Raw genomic sequence first — 15,868 nt, 5'->3', positions numbered from 1 at the left:
GGTGGCCCATCGGCATCGGTCCGGTACTCCCGGTGTTCAGACCTCGACGACGGTGGGCACGATCATCGGGCGACGACGGTAGGCGTCGTTGACCCAGCGACCCACGGTGCGCCGGACGATCTGCTGGAGCTGGTGCGGGTCGCTGATCCCGTCCGCGGCCGCCCGGTTGAGCGCCTCGGTGACCAGCGGGATCACCGCGTTGAACGCGCCCGGGTCCTCCGAGAAGCCCTTGGCCGAGACGGTCGGGCCGGCGACCACCTTGCCGGTGACCGAGTCCACCACGACGGTGGCGGCGATGAAGCCACCGTCGCCGAGGATGCGCCGCTCGGTGAGCAGCGACTCGCTGACGTCCCCGACGGCCAGGCCGTCGACGTAGACGTACCGGCTCTTGACGTGACCCACCAGGCTGGCCCGCCCCTCCACCAGGTCGACCACGTCGCCGTCCTCGCAGAGCACCACCCGGTCCGTCGCCACGCCGGACTCGATGCCCAGCCGGGCGTGTGCGCGCAGGTGCCGCCACTCGCCGTGCACCGGCATCAGGTTGCTGGGCCGGACCACGTTGAGCAGGTAGAGCAGTTCACCAGCGGGGGCGTGACCGGAGACGTGCACCTTCGCCACGTCCTTGTGCACGACCACCGCGCCGGCCCGGGCCAACCGGTTGATCACCCGGTAGACGGAGGTCTCGTTCCCCGGCACCAGCGACGAGGCGAGCACCACCGTGTCACCGGGAGCGATGGTGATGTGCCGGTGGTCGCCGCTGGCCATCCGGCCCAGGGCGCTCATCGGCTCACCCTGCGACCCGGTGGACATCAGCACGATCTGCTCGGGCGGCATCGAGGTCGCCTCGTCCAGCCCGACGACCAGGCCGGCCGGGATGTTCAGCAGGCCCAGATCCCGCGCGATGCCCATGTTGCGGACCATCGACCGCCCGATCAGGGCGACCTTGCGACCGTGCTCGACAGCCGAGTCGAAGACCTGCTGCACCCGGTGCACGTGGGAGGCGAACGACGCGACGATGATCCGGCCCCGGGCCTTCGCGAAGATCGAGTCGAGGACCGGACCGATCTCCCGCTCGGGCGTGACGAAGCCCGGGATCTCCGCGTTCGTGGAGTCCGACAGCAGCAGGTCCACGCCCTCGGCGCCCAGCCGGGCGAAGCCGGCCAGGTCGGTGATCCGGCCGTCCAGCGGCAGCTGGTCCATCTTGAAGTCGCCGGTGTGCAGCACCAGCCCGGCCGGGGTCCGGATGGCCACCGCGAGCGCGTCGGGGATCGAGTGGTTCACCGCGAAGAACTCGCACTCGAACGGACCGAGCCGCTCCCGGCCGCCCTCGCGCACGGTGAGCGTGTACGGCTGGATGCGCCGCTCGGCCAGCTTCGCCTCCACCAGCGCGAGGGTGAACTGCGAGCCGACCAGCGGAATGTCGGGCTTGTGCGCGAGCAGGTAGGGCACCGCGCCGATGTGGTCCTCATGGCCGTGCGTCAGCACGATCGCCTGGATGTCGTCGAGCCGGTCGAGGATCGGGCCGAAGTCCGGCAGGATCAGGTCGACACCGGGCTGTTCGACGTCCGGGAAGAGCACACCGCAGTCGACGACCAGCAGCTTGCCGTCGTACTCGAAGACGGTCATGTTCCGGCCGATGGCGCCGAGCCCGCCGAGCGGTATGATCCGCAGTCCGCCCTCCGGCAGCGGCGGTGGAAGTTGGGCCTCCTCGTTGTGCGCCTCGGTCACGCGTTCACCTCATTCTGCGACGCCGTCACCCGGCGTCCGTCGTGTCGTTTGATCATTCAGGGAGCGGCAGGCCCGCCGCCGCGCAGTCGGCGCGCAGCTGAGCGATCTCGCCGTCGGTGGCGTCCACCAACGGCGGTCGGACCGGCCCGCCCGGCAGGCCCTGCACCGTCAGGCCGGCCTTGACCAGGATCACGCCCTGGGTACGGAAGATCCCCGTGAACAGCGGCAGCAGGCTACGGTGCAGCGCCAGTGCGGTTGCCGTGTCCCCCGTGTCGTACGCCTCGATCATCCGCTTGGTCTCGGCGCCGGTGAAGTGCGTGGAGGTGCCCACCACACCGACGCAGCCGACGGCCAGGGCGGGCAGAGTGAGCGAGTCCTCGCCGCTGTAGTACGCCAGCTCCGCCCGGCTGGTCACCCAGCTCGTCGCCGTCAGGTCGCCCTTGGCGTCCTTCACCGCGACGATCCGGCCGTGCTCGGCGAGCTGGACCAGGGTCTCGGTCTCGATCGCCACCCCGGAGCGGTGCGGGATGTCGTAGAGCATCACCGGCAGCCCGGTGGCGTCGGCCACCGCGGTGAAGTGGCGCAGCAGGCCGGTCTGCGGCGGCTTGTTGTAGTACGGCGTGACCACCAGCAGCCCGTGCGCACCGGCCTTCTCCGCCGAGGTCGCCAGCTCGATGGTGTGCCGGGTGTCGTTGGTGCCGACCCCCGCCACCACCCGGGCCCGGTCACCGACCGCCTCCACCACGGCCCGGATCAGGCTCTCCTTCTCCGCGTCGGTGGTGGTCGGTGACTCACCGGTGGTGCCGTTGACCACCAACGCGTCGTTGCCCTGCTCCGTGACCAGATGATCAGCCAGCCGCGCCGCGCCGTCGAGGTCGAGCGCCCCGTCGGCGGTGAACGGGGTCACCATGGCCGTGAGCACCCGGCCGAACGGGCGGGAGGCCGTTCGGACCGGAGCGTCGAGGTGGTCGTGCGTCATGGTGACAACCTATCGGACGGCCGACGGCCGGCCACCGGGGAAGGGCTCACCACCCCCGGGCGGGCGGCCCGACACCGGTCAGGATGCCTGGGCGTGCGGGCTCTGCGCCACCTCCGTGCCGTCGGGCAGCGTCGAGATGGTGAAGTCGGCGAAGACGTTCGGCGCGACCCGCTGCAGCTGTCGGAGGCACTCCACCGCCAGCTCACGGATCTCCACGTCGGCGTGCTCGGTGGCACGCATCCCGATGAAGTGCCGCCAGGCCCGGTAGTTGCCCGTCACCACGATGCGGGTCTCGGTGGCGTTCGGCAGCACCGCCCGGGCCGCCTGGCGGGCCTGCTTGCGGCGCAACGTCGGGTTTGTCACGTCGGCGAAGCGACGTTCCAGCCCCTCCAGCAGGTCGTTGTAGGCCCGTACGCTCGCCTCGGCGGCCTCGACGAACCGCTTGTGCAGTTCCGGGTCCTCGGCGATCACCGTCGGCTCCACCATCGCGGCGTCCCGCTCCGGCACGTACCGCTGCGACAGTTGCGAGTACGAGAAGTGCCGGTGCCGGATCAGCTCATGGGTGAACGAGCGGGACACGCCGGTGAAGTAGAAGCTCACCGAGCCGTGCTCCAGCACCGAGAGGTGACCGACCTCCAGAATGTGCGCCAGGTAGCCGGCGTTCGTGGCCGTCGCCGGATTCGGCTTCTTCCAACTCTGGTAGCAGGCCCGCCCGGCGAACTCCGCCAGCGCCTGCCCCCCGTCGGCATCGGTCGACCACGGAACGTCCTCCGGCGGATCGAAGTGGGTCCACGCGATCAGCTTGACCTGGGGCTGCACCATCTCCGGCATTCCTGGGACTGTAGCGGACCGACGGGCGGACGCCGGGCGGCGGATGCGCCATGACGGCGGTATGTCACAGCGACGCCACCCACCGCCCTCGGGCCACTACACGTAGAGGGCGGTGAAAGGTGGCCAGGGGAGGTTGCGGATCACCGAGAAGGCGAGCCAGGCGGCGAGGAATCCACCGATCAGCTTCGGGCCGATCCGCAGCTCGGGCAGCCGCCAGCCGAACGCCTGCCGGCCGGCCCAGGCGACGAAGAGGTACGCCAGGAAGGGCAGCGCGAAGACGAAGAGGAAGTGGTGCCGGGCCGCGGCCGGCAGATCGGCGTGCAGCACGTACCAGAGGGCGCGGGTGCCGCCACAACCCGGACAGTCCAGCCCGGTGGTCAGCTTGAGCAGGCAGGTCGGCAGGGCGTCTGGCGCCGAGCGGGTGGGGTCGCTGAGCAGCGTGTAGCCGATGCCGGCGGCGACACAGCCGACCGCGGCCAACGGCACCACCCAGCGCGGCGTGCGGGCGTGGGCCCGTTGCACGAACCGGGTGAACCGGTCGGACTCGACCACCGGATAGCCGCCCGGATAACCGGCCGGCCAGTCGCCCTGCGGTGCGCCAGCCGCCGGGCCGCCGTGCGGATGGCTGGTTTCCGGATCGGCGTGCGGGTGCGGCTGAGCAGCGTCCGATCGGTCAACGCTCGTCACGAGCCTCACCGTACACCGGCCACGCCCACCAACGCGGCGGCCAGCGGAGCCGCGAGGTCACCGGCGGCGGGTGGCGCCACCGCGTCCAGGCCGAGCCAGCCGGCCAGACGGTACAGCTCCGCGGCGAGGGCGACAGCCGTCTCCCCCGGGTCGACACCCGGCTCGGCCCAGGCGGCCGGCACCAGCAGCACCCCGGCCTTGCGGTCCGCCTTCAGGTCGACCCGGGCGGTGAAGCGTTCACCCTGCCGGAACGGCAGCACGTAGTAGCCGTACACGCGTTGCGGAGCGGGCACGTAGATCTCGATGCGGTAGCTGAAACCGAACAGCCGCTCGGTGCGGGCGCGTTCCCAGACCAGTGGATCGAAGGGACTCACCAGCCCGTTGCCGCGCACCCAGCGGGGTAGCCGGGCCTCGGCGTGCAACCAGGTCGGCTGCCGCCAGCCCGGCACGGTGACCGGTCGCAACTCCCCCGCCTCGACCAGCTCGGCGATGGCCTGCCGCGCGCCAGCCACCGGCAGCCGGAAGTAGTCCCGCAGCTCCAGCTCCGCGGCCACCCCGAGCGACCGGGCCGCGATGCCCACCAGGGTGCGGTACGCCTCCGCGTCGGTCGGCGTCGGCGCGTCCAGCACCTCCGCCGGCAGCACCCGTTCCGGCAGGTCGTAGCGGCGGGCGAACGAGGTGGTGCGCTGTGCCGCGCACACCTCACCGGCCCAGAAGAGGTACTCCAGGGCCTGTTTCACCGCCGACCAGTTCCACCCCCAGTTGCCGGTCTGGCGAGGCGCGTCGTGCTCGATCTCGGCCACGGTCAACGGCCCTCGGGCGGCCACCTCGTCGCGTACCCAGGCGACCAGGGCGGGCTGCTCGGCGGCGATGCGGCGCATCCCACCCCAGGCGTCGGTACGCGCCCCGGCCATCCGCCAGCGCAGCGCCGGATGCAGGGCGACCGGCACCAGCGACGCCTCGTGGCCCCAGTATTCGAACAGCTCCCGGGGACGGCGGTAGGCGGCGGAGTCGAGCAGGGTGGTCGGGTAGGGCCCGAGCCGGCTGTAGAGCGGCAGGTAGTGCGCGCGTTGCAGCACGTTCACCGAGTCCATCTGGATCAACCCGACCCGGTCGAGCACCCGACGCAGGTGCCGGCGGGTTGGCGCCCCGGTGGGCGCCGGATCGGCGAAGCCCTGAGCGGCCAACGCGACGCGGCGGGCCTGGGCGAGCGAGAGCGATTCCGGTGCGGCCATCGCAGGCAGGCTACGACAGGCGTACGACATCGGTGCGGACGCTGGACCTGCCGCCCCGGGCCGCCTAGAACTACTTCCATGCCCTGCATCCGCCGCGAGGAGCCCGACGACGCCGAGGCGGTCGCCCGGGTGCACGTACGTGGCTGGCAGGCCGGCTACGCCGGGATCATGCCGGACGAGGTGCTGAACCGGCTCAACCCGATCGCCTGGGCGCAGCGCCGTCGGGCCCTGGGCACCGCGGACCCGGACCACCCCTTCACCACGCTGCTGGCCGAGGAGAACGGCACGCCCGTCGGGTTCACCACCTTCGGGCCGTACCGCAACAACCAGGACCGTGGCGACCTCGACCCGGCGTACGGCGAGGTGGTGAGCCTCTACGTCATGCCCGCCCACTGGGGTGACGGCACCGCTCGGAACCTGTTCGCGGCGGCGCGGGCGGGCCTGCGGCAACTGGGCTGGGCGGAGTACCGGCTCTGGGTGCTCGCGGACAACGACCGGGCCCGCCGGTTCTACGAGCGGGCCGGGTTGTCACCGGACGGTGAGCGGTCGACCTATCCGGTGCCGTTGTCCGGCGGGCGACCGGCGATCGGGCTGGTCGAGCTGCGGTACACCGGCCGGCTCGACGGCGACTGAACCCGACGGCGACCGCGGTCCGCCCGGGCTGCGCACCGGCAGGAAGGCCAACAGCGCCAGGCTGATCCAGACGTAGGTGTTGCCGAACAGGAAACCGTCGAGGCCGGAGAAGTCCTCCTCCCACGCCCAGACGATCCGGCTGATCAGGAACGCGTACCCGATGCTCACGCAGGCCAGCAGGACCCGGCGTCGGCGACCGCCCGGCGGCGCGGCCATGCCCCGGTCCAGCAGGAGCAGCAGGCCCGGCAGCAGCCAGACCAGGTGATGTACCCAGGTGACCGGGCTGACCAGGCACATCACCGCGCCGGTCAGGGCCAGTCCGGTGGCCTCGTCACCCACGGACGCGGCGACCCGGCACCGCCACGCCCAGAGCACCAGCGTCACGGCGACCAGCAGCAGCCAGGCCAGCGTGCTGGGACTCTGCGGGTCGAGCCGGGCCACCACGCCACGCAGCGACTGGTTGGAGACGAAGGCCAGCTCACCGACCCGCCCGGTGTTCCACAGCGCGCTGGTCCAGAACTCCCGCGAGGCGTCCGGGAACAGCGCTGCGGCCACTACGGTCGCGGCGGTCGCGGCGCCCGACGCGGTCACCGCCGCGCGCCACCGTCGGGTCACCAGCAGGTAGACGATGAAGATGCCCGGAGTGAGCTTGATCGCGGTGGCCAGGCCGATGCCGATCCCGGCCCAGTTGCTGCCGCGCGGCAGCAGTCGGAGCAGGTCCACCGCGACCAGGAAGAGCAGCAGCGTGTTGACCTGGCCGAAGTTGATGGTCTCGCGCATCGGTTCGAAGGCGGCGACCAGGCACAGCGCCACCGCGAAGGCGAACCAGCGGGTCCAGCCGGCGCGTCGGGACACCGGATCCAGCAGCCACCAGATCAGCACCGCGCTGGTCACCACGCCGGCGGCCACGCTCACCACGATCGCCGCGTGCCAGGACAGGTACGCCATCGGCAGCATCACCAGGGCGGCGAACGGTGGGTACGTGAAGCCGTACTGGGTGCCGGGCTTGAGGTAGTCGTAGATCTCCCCGCCGTCGTGCACCCACCAGACCAGGGCGCCCCGGTAGACGTGCAGGTCGAAGAAGCCGTGCCGGACAGCCGCCACGGACAGGAAACCGGCGACCGCGACGGCGAGCACGATCACCGCGGCGACCTGTCCGACCGTCCGCCTGGCACCCTGCGCCACCGTCGCCTCCCTCGCCCTGCGTAGGCTGTCGTGCCATGAGTCTCGGGTACGTCCGCCCGGCGCGTCCGGAGGACGCCGCCGAGATCGCCCGCATCCAGCTCGCGACCTGGCGGGTCGCCTACCGGCGGCTGCTGCCCCGGGACGTGCTGGACGGCCTCGACGAGGCGTCGCTGGCCGAGCGCTGGGACGCCTCGGTGCGCCAGCCACCCGGCGACACCCACCGGGTGCTGGTCGCCGTCGAACAGGCCGAGCAATCGTATCTGGTGGGCTTCGCCGCCTCCGGTCCGGCCGACGCCGAGGCGCTGGCCCCGAACGAACCGGCCGACGCGCTCGGCGCGGACGTGGTGGCCGTGACCGACCTGCTTGTCGAGCCCCGATGGGGTCGGCGCGGGCACGGCTCCCGGCTGCTCGCCGCCAGCGTCGACCTGTGGCGGGAGTCCGGCTTCGACCGGGCCGTGGCGTGGGTGTTCGAGGGCGACCAGGCGTCCCGGAAGTTCCTCACCACCGCTGGCTGGGAGCCCGACGGTGCGGGCCGCGCGCTGGACGTCGACGACATGCTGGTCCCCCAGCTACGCCTGCACGTCGCCGTACCCACCGAACCGCCCCAGGCCGGCTGAGCGGGCCGGCGTCAGCCCCGCTGAACGGTCAGCTCCGCGACCAGCTCGTCGTCCTCCCAGGCACCGGTGGGCGCGAAGCCGAGACTGGTGTACAGCCGCGCCGCCGAGGTGTTCTCCGGGTGGTACGACAGGCGCACCGGGTGACCCTGGACGGTCAACCAGTCGCAGAGGGTCCGGACCACCGCCCGACCGACACCGCCGCCCTGCTGCGCCGCGTCGATGAGCATGCCACCGATCCAGCGCGAGTCGTCCTCGTCGACGCCCCACATGATGTGACCGACCACCGTGTCGTCGGCATAGACGGCCAGGGAGTTCCACACCTCGGAACGCTGGGTCAGCAGCAGGTACCGGGCGGCCAGCGCGGGCACCCAGTCGCGCTGGTCGTCCCGCGGGGCCACGTCGGCGACCGCTCGCCAGTTGTCGTCGTCCACCGGGCGCAGGGTGATCCGGCGTCCGCGGCGGTCGGTCAGGCCAGAGTCGATCACCGGGGCAGCCTATGGCCGCCCCGGTGGCGGGTCGACGTCATTTCGGGCCTGGCCCTTCACCCGCGCTCAGTCGAGCAGGGCGTCCAGGCCGAGGGTCAGGCCGGGCCGGTTCCGCACCGCGCGTACCGCGAGCAGCACGCCGGGCATGAACGAGACCCGGTCGTACGAGTCGTGCCGGATGGTGAGCGTCTCGCCGGTGGTGCCGAAGAGCACCTCCTGGTGGGCGACGAGTCCGGTGGCCCGCACGGCGTGCACGCGTACCCCGTCGACGTCGGCGCCGCGGGCACCGCCCATCTCGTCCTTCGTGGCGTCCGGCACCGGACCGAGGCCGGCCTCGGCGCGGGCCGCCGCGACCAGGCGCGCGGTGTGCATGGCGGTACCGCTGGGCGCGTCGAGCTTGCGCGGATGGTGCTGCTCGATGATCTCGACCGACTCGAAGTAGCGGGCGGCGCGGGCGGCGAACTGCATCATCAGCACCGCGCCGAGACCGAAGTTGGGGGCGATCACGACGCCCACGTCGGGGCGGTCGGCCAACCAGCCGCGTACCTTCTCGATCCGCTGCTCGGTGAAGCCGCTGGTGCCGACCACCGCGTGGATCCCCTGGTCGATGCACCAGTGCAGGTTGTCCATCACGACGTCGGGGGTGGTGAAGTCGACGAGCACCTCCGCCCCGGCCTCGGCCGCGTTGACCAGCCAGTCGTCCTGGTCGACGGTCGCCACCAGTTTCATGTCGGTGGCCGCCTCGACGGCCCGGCACACCTCGGCACCCATCCGGCCACCGGCACCCAGCACGCCGACCTTGATCGACCCGGGCGTGCCCTTCTCCTGCTCGTCAGTCACGCGGCACAACCTATCCCAACGAGAAGGGGTCGCGTCGCGTGATCCACTGTGTTCCGGGTGGGCGGGTCCACCCGGGGCGGACCGCCGCCGGAACGCTCCCGCTCCGCTCAGGGCGCGTCCTGCGGCTTGATCAGCCGGTGAACTGCCGGCCGGCGAACGGACCGACGACCGCGAGGGACATCGGCCGGCTCAGCAGCTCGGCGGCGAGGGAGTTGACGTCGTCGAGGGTCACCGCGTCGACCCGGTCCAGCAACTCGTTGACCGGCACCAGGTCCCCGTAGAGCAGCTCACCCTTGGCCAGCCGGCTCATCCGGGAACCGGTGTCCTCCAGGCCGAGCACGAACGAACCCTTGCTCATCCCCTTGCCCCGGGCCAGTTCCGCCTCGGTGACGCCGTGCGCGGCGGTACGGGCCAACTCGGCACGGGTCAGCTCCAGCACCTCGTCGACCCGGCCCGGTGCGCAGCCGGCGTAGACGCCGAACAGGCCGCTGTCGGCGTACTGGCTGGCGTACGAGTAGACGGAGTAGGCGAGGCCACGACGCTCACGGATCTCCTGGAACAGCCGGCTGGACATGCCACCGCCGAGCACGTTGTTGAGCACGCCGAGGGCGAAGCGGCGCTCGTCGAGCCGGTCGATGCCCGGGCAGCCCAGCACGACGTGCGCCTGCTCGGTCTCCTTCTCCTCGACCACTGTGGAGGCGGCCCGGGTGCGTACGGCAGGCGTGGCCGGTCGGTGCGGAGCTGGCACCGCCGGGTCGGTGTCCAGCGGAGTGCCCCGCAGCGCCTGGCGGACCAGCCGCACCACGGCGGTGTGGTCGAGGTTGCCGGCGGCGGCGATGACGATCTGCGGTGCGACGTAACGTCGCCGGTAGAAGCTCTGGATCTGCCGCCGGGTCATCGGGGTGACGGTGTCGGCGGTGCCGGAGATCAGTCGGCCCAGCGGATGGTCACCGTAGACGGCCTGGGCGAACAGGTCGTGTACCTCGTCGCCGGGTTCGTCGTCGTGCATGGCGATCTCTTCGAGGATCACGCCGCGCTCGGTCTCCACGTCGGCCGGCTCCAGCACCGAGTCGGCGACCAGGTCGCACATGACGTCGATGGCCAGGGGCAGATCCTCGTCCAGCACCCGGGCGTAGTAGCAGGTGTACTCCTTCGTGGTGAAGGCGTTGGTTTCCCCACCCACCGCCTCGATCGCCGAGGAGATCTCCAGCGCGTTCCGCTTGTGGGTGCCCTTGAACAGCAGGTGCTCCAGGAAGTGGGCGGCACCGGCCTGCGGGCCGGTCTCGTCCCGCGAGCCGACCGCCACCCAGATGCCGAACGAGACGCTGCGCATCGCCGGAATCGCCTCGGTCAGTACGCGCAGGCCGTTCGGCAGCACCGTGCGACGCACCGTGCCGCCCAGCGGATCGTCACTCAGTGTCCGGGTCACCGCCCGGGTCGACCCACCGGCGGCCCGAGCGGTAGCGGTGGCGTGCCGGCCGGCACCGGGCGGTGTCACCCCGGCTGTGATCGCGGGGAGAGACGAACGCCGGGTGCGGCTCACGGCAACCTGCTTCCAGTACGACGAGGGGGTGGTTGAGTTGACGAACCGGCCGGGCGACGGTGTCGCCCGGCCGGTCAGCGGTTCATGTGTCAGCTGTGCCGGGTACGGCGCCGGGGACGGTTGTCGCCGCCACCCTCGCCGCCCTCGCCACGCTCGGGGCCACGACCGCCGCGGTCGCCACCGCGCTCCCGGTCGCCCCGGTCTCGCGGGCCCCGGTCGCCACCCCGGTCACGGCCGGCCGGCCGCTCGCCGTCCGCCTCGGCCGGAGCCGGCGCCTCGGCGCCCTCCGGACGGACCTTGTCCAGGTAGATCTTGCCTCGCTGGTCGATGTCCGCGATCTCTACCTCGACCCGGTCACCGACGTTGAGGAAGTCCTCGACCTTCTCGACCCGCTTGCCGTCGCCCACCTTGGAGATGTGCAGCAGGCCGTCGCGGCCGGGCAGCAGCGAGACGAACGCGCCGAACGGAGCGGTCTTCACCACCGTGCCGAGGAACCGGTCGCCGACCTTCGGCAGCGTCGGGTTGGCGATCGCGTTGATCCGCTCGACAGCGGCCTGCGCCGACGGACCGTTCGTCGCGCCGACGTAGATGGTGCCGTCGTCCTCGATGGAGATCTCGGCGCCGGTCTCGTCCTGGATGGCGTTGATGGTCTGGCCCTTCGGGCCGATCACCATGCCGATCTTGTCAACCGGGATCTTGACCGTGGTGACCCGCGGCGCGTAGTCGGACATCTCGGCCGGAGCCTCGATCGCCCGCTGCATCACGTCGAGGATGGTCTGCCGAGCCTCGTGAGCCTGCTGAAGCGCGGCGGCCAGCACGTCCGACGGGATGCCGTCGAGCTTGGTGTCGAGCTGGAGCGCGGTGACGAAGTCGCGGGTACCGGCGACCTTGAAGTCCATGTCACCGAAGGCGTCCTCGGCACCGAGGATGTCGGTGAGCGTCACGTACTGGGTCTTGCCGTCGACCTCGTCGGAGATCAGGCCCATGGCGATGCCGGCGACCGGCGCCTTCAGCGGCACACCGGCGCTGAGCAGGCCCAGCGTCGAGGCGCAGACCGAGCCCATCGAGGTGGAACCGTTGGAGCCGAGCGCCTCGGAGACCTGCCGGATGGCGTACGGGAACTCCTCGCGCGAGGGCAGCACCGGGATCAGCGCCCGCTCCGCGAGAGCGCCGTGCCCGATCTCGCGGCGCTTCGGCGAGCCGACCCGGCCGGTCTCACCCGTGGAGTACGGCGGGAAGTTGTAGTTGTGCATGTAGCGCTTGGACTTCTCCGGGGAGAGGGTGTCCAGCGCCTGCTCCATCCGGAGCATGTTGAGCGTGGTGACGCCGAGGATCTGGGTCTCACCGCGCTCGAACAGCGCCGAGCCGTGCACCCGGGGCAGCACGCCCACCTCGGCGCTCAGCGGGCGGATGTCGCGCGGACCCCGGCCGTCGATGCGGACCTGCTCGCGCAGCACCCGGCTGCGCACCTCGGACTTGGTCAGCGAGCGGAACGCCGCGGAGAGTTCCTTCTCCCGGCCCTCGAAGCGGGAGCCGAGTTCCTCGTGCAGGCGCAGCTTGATCGCGTCCAGGGCCTCCTCGCGGTCCGCCTTGCCGGCGATCTGCAGGGCCTCGGCGACGTCGGCGCGGGCCAGCTCGGCGACCGCGTCGTACGCGTCGTCCTGGTAGTCCAGGAAGACCGGGAACTCCGCGACCGGCTTGGCGGCGACCTCGGCCAGCTCGCTCTGCGCCCGGCACAGCTCGCGAATGGCGGGCTTGGCGGCCTCCAGGCCGCTGGCCACGACCTCCTCGGTCGGGGCGGGTGCCCCGCCGGCGACCAGCTTCACGGTGTGCTCGGTGGCCTCCGCCTCGACCATCATGATCGCGACGTCGCCGTCGGGCAGCGCCCGGCCGGCAACCACCATGTCGAAGGTCGCCCGGGCCAACTCCTCGTGGGTCGGGAAGGCGACCCACTGGCCGTCCACGTGGGCCATCCGGGTGGCCCCGATCGGGCCGGAGAACGGCAGGCCGGACAGCTTTGTCGACATCGACGCGGCGTTGATCGCGACGACGTCGTACGGGTGCTGCGGGTCGAGCGCGAGGATCGTCTCGACGACCTGGACCTCGTTGCGCAGGCCCTTGACGAACGACGGGCGCAGCGGCCGGTCGATCAGGCGGCAGGTGAGGATGGCGTCCTCGCTGGGCCGGCCCTCGCGACGGAAGAACGAGCCGGGGATCCGGCCCGCGGCGTACATCCGCTCCTCCACGTCGACGGTCAGCGGGAAGAAGTCGAACTGCTCCTTCGGCTGCTTGCCGGCGGTGGTGGCGGAGAGGACGACGGTCTCGCCGAGCTGGGCCGTGACGGACCCGGCGGCCTGTCGGGCCAGCCGGCCGGTGGAGAAGGTGATCTCACGGGTGCCGAACGACCCGTTGTCGATCACGGCGGTGCGGGTTTCGGTGCCGAGTTTGGTCTCGGTCATGCTGTTTCAATGCTCCTTCGCATCGGGGGCCACGACGCGGGAGCCGTACGGACGGCCGGTCTTCGATCGAAGCGCCCGGGACCGCCGGCGGGATGCCAGGGTGCCCGGAGGCCACTACCGGAGACCGGTACGCCGACGCTCCCTTGTCTGGGTGGTCGTGGCCCGTTTCTCGGATGGGACGCCGACGGGGGAGTGACCTGGTGGGCCACTCCCCCGTCACGTCACCGGCGCAGGCCGAGCCGCTCGATGAGCGACCGGTAGCGGTTGATGTCCTTCTTCTGGACGTAGTTGAGCAACCGGCGGCGACGGCCGACCAGCAGCAGCAGCCCTCGGCGGCTGTGGTGGTCGTGCTTGTGCACCTTCAGGTGCTCGGTGAGATCGGCGATCCGCTTGGTGAGGACCGCGACCTGCACCTCGGGCGACCCGGTGTCACCCTCTGCGGTCGCGTACTCCTCGCGGATCTTGGCCTTGGACTGCTGGTCGAGCGCCATGTTCTCCCTGTTCTGATGGGTTGTCTCGATGCTGTCCGTCGGACCGGGCTACGGCACCGGCGACGGATGGTCCTCGCACCCGCGGCGTCGAGCAGGCAGGCGAGGCCCCACGTCGGTCAGCCGACGTCTCGGTCAGCCTACCAGCACCCGCCCGAAGCGGCCGGTCAAGGGCCACGGGCGGGTCGGTGACCGGTCGGGCGGGTGGGTGACGGTCAGCCCAGCACGCGGCGGGTCCGCTCGACGTCCTGGGCGATCTGGGCGATCAGCGGCTCGATCGCGTCGAAGCGGGCCTGCCCGCGCAGGTGCGCCACGAAGTCCAGCGCCAGCCGCTCGCCGTAGAGGTCGCCGTCGAAGTCCAGGGCGTACGCCTCGACCCGGCGCTCCCGGCCGGAGAAGGTCGGGTTCGTGCCGATCGACACCGCGGCGGCCAGCGGCTCCCGCCGGCCCCGACGGACCATCCGGGCGGCGTAGACGCCGTCGGCCGGGACCGCGGCGTACCGGTGGCAGAGCAGGTTCGCGGTCGGGAAGCCGAGTTCACGCCCGCGCTGGTCACCACGGACGACCACACCCTCCAGCCGGTGCGGGCGGCCCAGCGCGTCGGCCGCCGCGGTCACGTCACCCGCGTCCACGCAGGACCGGATGTACGTCGAGGAGAAAACCGTGCCGGACTCGGCCACCAGCGGAGCCCCTTCGACGGCGAAGCCGAACGTACGGCCGAGCCGCTCCAGCAGCGCCACGTCACCGGCGGCCCGGTGGCCGAACCGGAAGTTGTCGCCCACCACCACGAGCGCGGCGTGCAGGTGCTCGACCAGTACGTCGTGCACGAACGCCTCGGCCGGCAACCGGGAGACCTCGGGTGTGAACGGGATCACACAGAGCACGTCCGCACCGAGGGCCTCGATCAGTTCCGCCTTGCGGGCGGGCTCGGTCAGCACCGCCGGGTGGGAGCCGGGTCGCACGACCTCGGCCGGATGCGGATCGAAGGTGACCACCACCGACTGCACGCCGAGTTCACCGGCGCGGGCCACGGCGTGCCCGATCGTCGCCTGGTGCCCCTTGTGCACGCCGTCGAAGACGCCGATGGTGACGACCGACCGTCCCCAGCCACCGGGCGCCGCGTCGTACCCCCGCCACCGCTGCATGCTGCTCCTCCGCTGTCGTTCGCCCCGACCGTCGACGGTCGGCCGTCCGGCACCCGGCGTCAGGCCGGGGCGAGCACGATTTCCGCACGGGCCCGGCCGGCCCGCTCGCTGACGATAGCGATCAGCCCGCCGGCCGGATCGAAGACCGCGTACGGCCCGGCGTGGCCGACCGGGTCGAGCGGACCACCGTGGGAGAGCACCTTCGCCTCCTCGGCGGTGGCGTCCCGGCGGGAGAAGAACCGCTCGGCCGCGACCGCGAGCGGCAGACCCACCACATCCGGCGCACGGCGCTCCAGCTCGTCGAGGGTGACGGCCTCCGCCAGGGTGAACCCGCCCACGGCGGTACGACGCAGGGCGGTCAGGTGGCCGCCGACCCCCAGTGCCAGGCCCGCGTCCCGGGCGATCGCCCGGATGTACGTCCCGGTCGAGCAGGCCACGTCCACGTCGACGTCGACCACGTCCGGCCGATCACGCCGGATCGCCAGCACGTCGAGCCGGGACACGGTGACCCGCCGAGCCGGCAGGTCGACGCTCTCCCCCTCACGGACCCGCTTGTACGCCCGCTGCCCATTGATCTTGATAGCGCTCACCGCGCTCGGCACCTGGTCGATCTCCCCGGTCAGCCCCGCCAGAGCATCCCGAACCGCCTCGTCGGTGAGCGTCCCGGCGGGTGCGGTGGCGATCACGTCACCCTCCGCGTCGTCGGTGACGGTGGCCTGACCGAGCCGGATGGTCGCCGTGTAGCTCTTGTCCGCGCCGATCACGTACGTCAGCAACCTGGTGGCCCGGCCCACCCCGATCACCAGCACCCCGGTGGCCATCGGGTCGAGCGTGCCACCGTGACCGACGCGCCGGGTCCGGGCCAGCCGGCGGATCCGGGCCACCACGTCGTGCGAGGTCATTCCGCCGGGCTTGTCCACCACGATCAGGCCGTCTGTGCTCACGACGTGCAAGCCTGCCAGACCCACCGAGGGGCCCGAGCACCGGACAGGCCGCCGAAAACGGGATGTCCG

At 71.8% G+C, this 15,868-nt stretch carries 15 protein-coding genes; 2 read left to right on the top strand and 13 right to left on the bottom strand.

Annotated elements, in window-relative coordinates; all coding sequences use genetic code 11:
* Positions 1–36 precede the first annotated feature (36 nt).
* From AB0I71_RS20710 to AB0I71_RS20690, 5 genes are all read right to left on the bottom strand, one after another.
* Positions 37–1,728, bottom strand: a complete 1,692-nt coding sequence (locus AB0I71_RS20710) for a ribonuclease J (RefSeq protein WP_357586925.1) — start codon at positions 1,726–1,728, stop codon at positions 37–39.
* Between the two features lie 52 nt (positions 1,729–1,780).
* A complete protein-coding gene (gene dapA / locus AB0I71_RS20705; RefSeq protein WP_357586922.1) occupies positions 1,781–2,707 on the bottom strand; it encodes a 4-hydroxy-tetrahydrodipicolinate synthase in 927 nt (308 codons plus the stop codon).
* Between the two features lie 78 nt (positions 2,708–2,785).
* Entirely contained in the window at positions 2,786–3,529 is a 744-nt protein-coding gene (gene thyX / locus AB0I71_RS20700) for an FAD-dependent thymidylate synthase (RefSeq protein WP_357587057.1), read from the bottom strand.
* A gap of 105 nt (positions 3,530–3,634) precedes the next feature.
* Complete coding sequence (locus AB0I71_RS20695) at positions 3,635–4,225, bottom strand: DUF2752 domain-containing protein (protein ID WP_357586920.1); 591 nt, start codon at positions 4,223–4,225, stop codon at positions 3,635–3,637.
* 5 nt (positions 4,226–4,230) lie between these two features.
* The gene (locus AB0I71_RS20690; protein ID WP_357586918.1) at positions 4,231–5,460 is read right to left on the bottom strand and encodes a crosslink repair DNA glycosylase YcaQ family protein; all 1,230 of its coding nucleotides are present in this window, start codon (positions 5,458–5,460) and stop codon (positions 4,231–4,233) included.
* 78 nt (positions 5,461–5,538) lie between these two features.
* Between AB0I71_RS20690 and AB0I71_RS20685 the strand changes: the two genes are divergently transcribed.
* Positions 5,539–6,093 carry a GNAT family N-acetyltransferase gene (locus AB0I71_RS20685; RefSeq protein ID WP_357586916.1) on the top strand — a complete coding sequence of 185 codons (555 nt, stop codon included), beginning with the start codon at positions 5,539–5,541 and terminating at the stop codon, positions 6,091–6,093.
* On the opposite strand, the gene AB0I71_RS20680 is transcribed toward AB0I71_RS20685, so the two are convergent.
* The gene (locus AB0I71_RS20680) at positions 5,989–7,278 is read right to left on the bottom strand and encodes a glycosyltransferase family 87 protein (protein ID WP_357586914.1); all 1,290 of its coding nucleotides are present in this window, start codon (positions 7,276–7,278) and stop codon (positions 5,989–5,991) included. The genes AB0I71_RS20685 and AB0I71_RS20680 overlap by 105 nt on opposite strands.
* Before the next feature lie 35 nt (positions 7,279–7,313).
* On the opposite strand from AB0I71_RS20680, the gene AB0I71_RS20675 reads away from it, so the two are divergent.
* Positions 7,314–7,895, top strand: a complete 582-nt coding sequence (locus AB0I71_RS20675; RefSeq protein ID WP_357586912.1) for a GNAT family N-acetyltransferase — start codon at positions 7,314–7,316, stop codon at positions 7,893–7,895.
* A gap of 11 nt (positions 7,896–7,906) precedes the next feature.
* Here AB0I71_RS20675 and AB0I71_RS20670 read toward each other — a convergent pair whose 3' ends face one another.
* From AB0I71_RS20670 to truB, 7 genes are all read right to left on the bottom strand, one after another.
* Entirely contained in the window at positions 7,907–8,380 is a 474-nt protein-coding gene (locus AB0I71_RS20670) for a GNAT family N-acetyltransferase (RefSeq protein ID WP_357586910.1), read from the bottom strand.
* Positions 8,381–8,446: 66 nt separating this feature from the next.
* Complete coding sequence (gene dapB / locus AB0I71_RS20665; RefSeq protein ID WP_357586908.1) at positions 8,447–9,220, bottom strand: 4-hydroxy-tetrahydrodipicolinate reductase; 774 nt, start codon at positions 9,218–9,220, stop codon at positions 8,447–8,449.
* 130 nt (positions 9,221–9,350) lie between these two features.
* Positions 9,351–10,649, bottom strand: a complete 1,299-nt coding sequence (locus AB0I71_RS20660; RefSeq protein ID WP_357587055.1) for a pitrilysin family protein — start codon at positions 10,647–10,649, stop codon at positions 9,351–9,353.
* 203 nt (positions 10,650–10,852) lie between these two features.
* Positions 10,853–13,222, bottom strand: a complete 2,370-nt coding sequence (locus AB0I71_RS20655) for a polyribonucleotide nucleotidyltransferase (RefSeq protein WP_357586906.1) — start codon at positions 13,220–13,222, stop codon at positions 10,853–10,855.
* Between the two features lie 221 nt (positions 13,223–13,443).
* Complete coding sequence (gene rpsO, locus AB0I71_RS20650; RefSeq protein ID WP_099847095.1) at positions 13,444–13,713, bottom strand: 30S ribosomal protein S15; 270 nt, start codon at positions 13,711–13,713, stop codon at positions 13,444–13,446.
* 212 nt (positions 13,714–13,925) lie between these two features.
* Entirely contained in the window at positions 13,926–14,855 is a 930-nt protein-coding gene (locus AB0I71_RS20645) for a bifunctional riboflavin kinase/FAD synthetase (RefSeq protein WP_357586904.1), read from the bottom strand.
* 59 nt (positions 14,856–14,914) lie between these two features.
* Complete coding sequence (truB, locus tag AB0I71_RS20640) at positions 14,915–15,799, bottom strand: tRNA pseudouridine(55) synthase TruB (protein ID WP_357586902.1); 885 nt, start codon at positions 15,797–15,799, stop codon at positions 14,915–14,917.
* Between the last annotated feature and the right edge of the window lie 69 nt (positions 15,800–15,868).

The sequence above is a fragment of the Micromonospora sp. NPDC049891 genome (assembly GCF_040660295.1).
Classification (GTDB): Bacteria; Actinomycetota; Actinomycetes; order Mycobacteriales; family Micromonosporaceae; genus Micromonospora.
The sequence above is the reverse complement of the archived record's forward strand: the minus strand, read 5'-3'. Positions and strand labels throughout refer to the sequence as shown.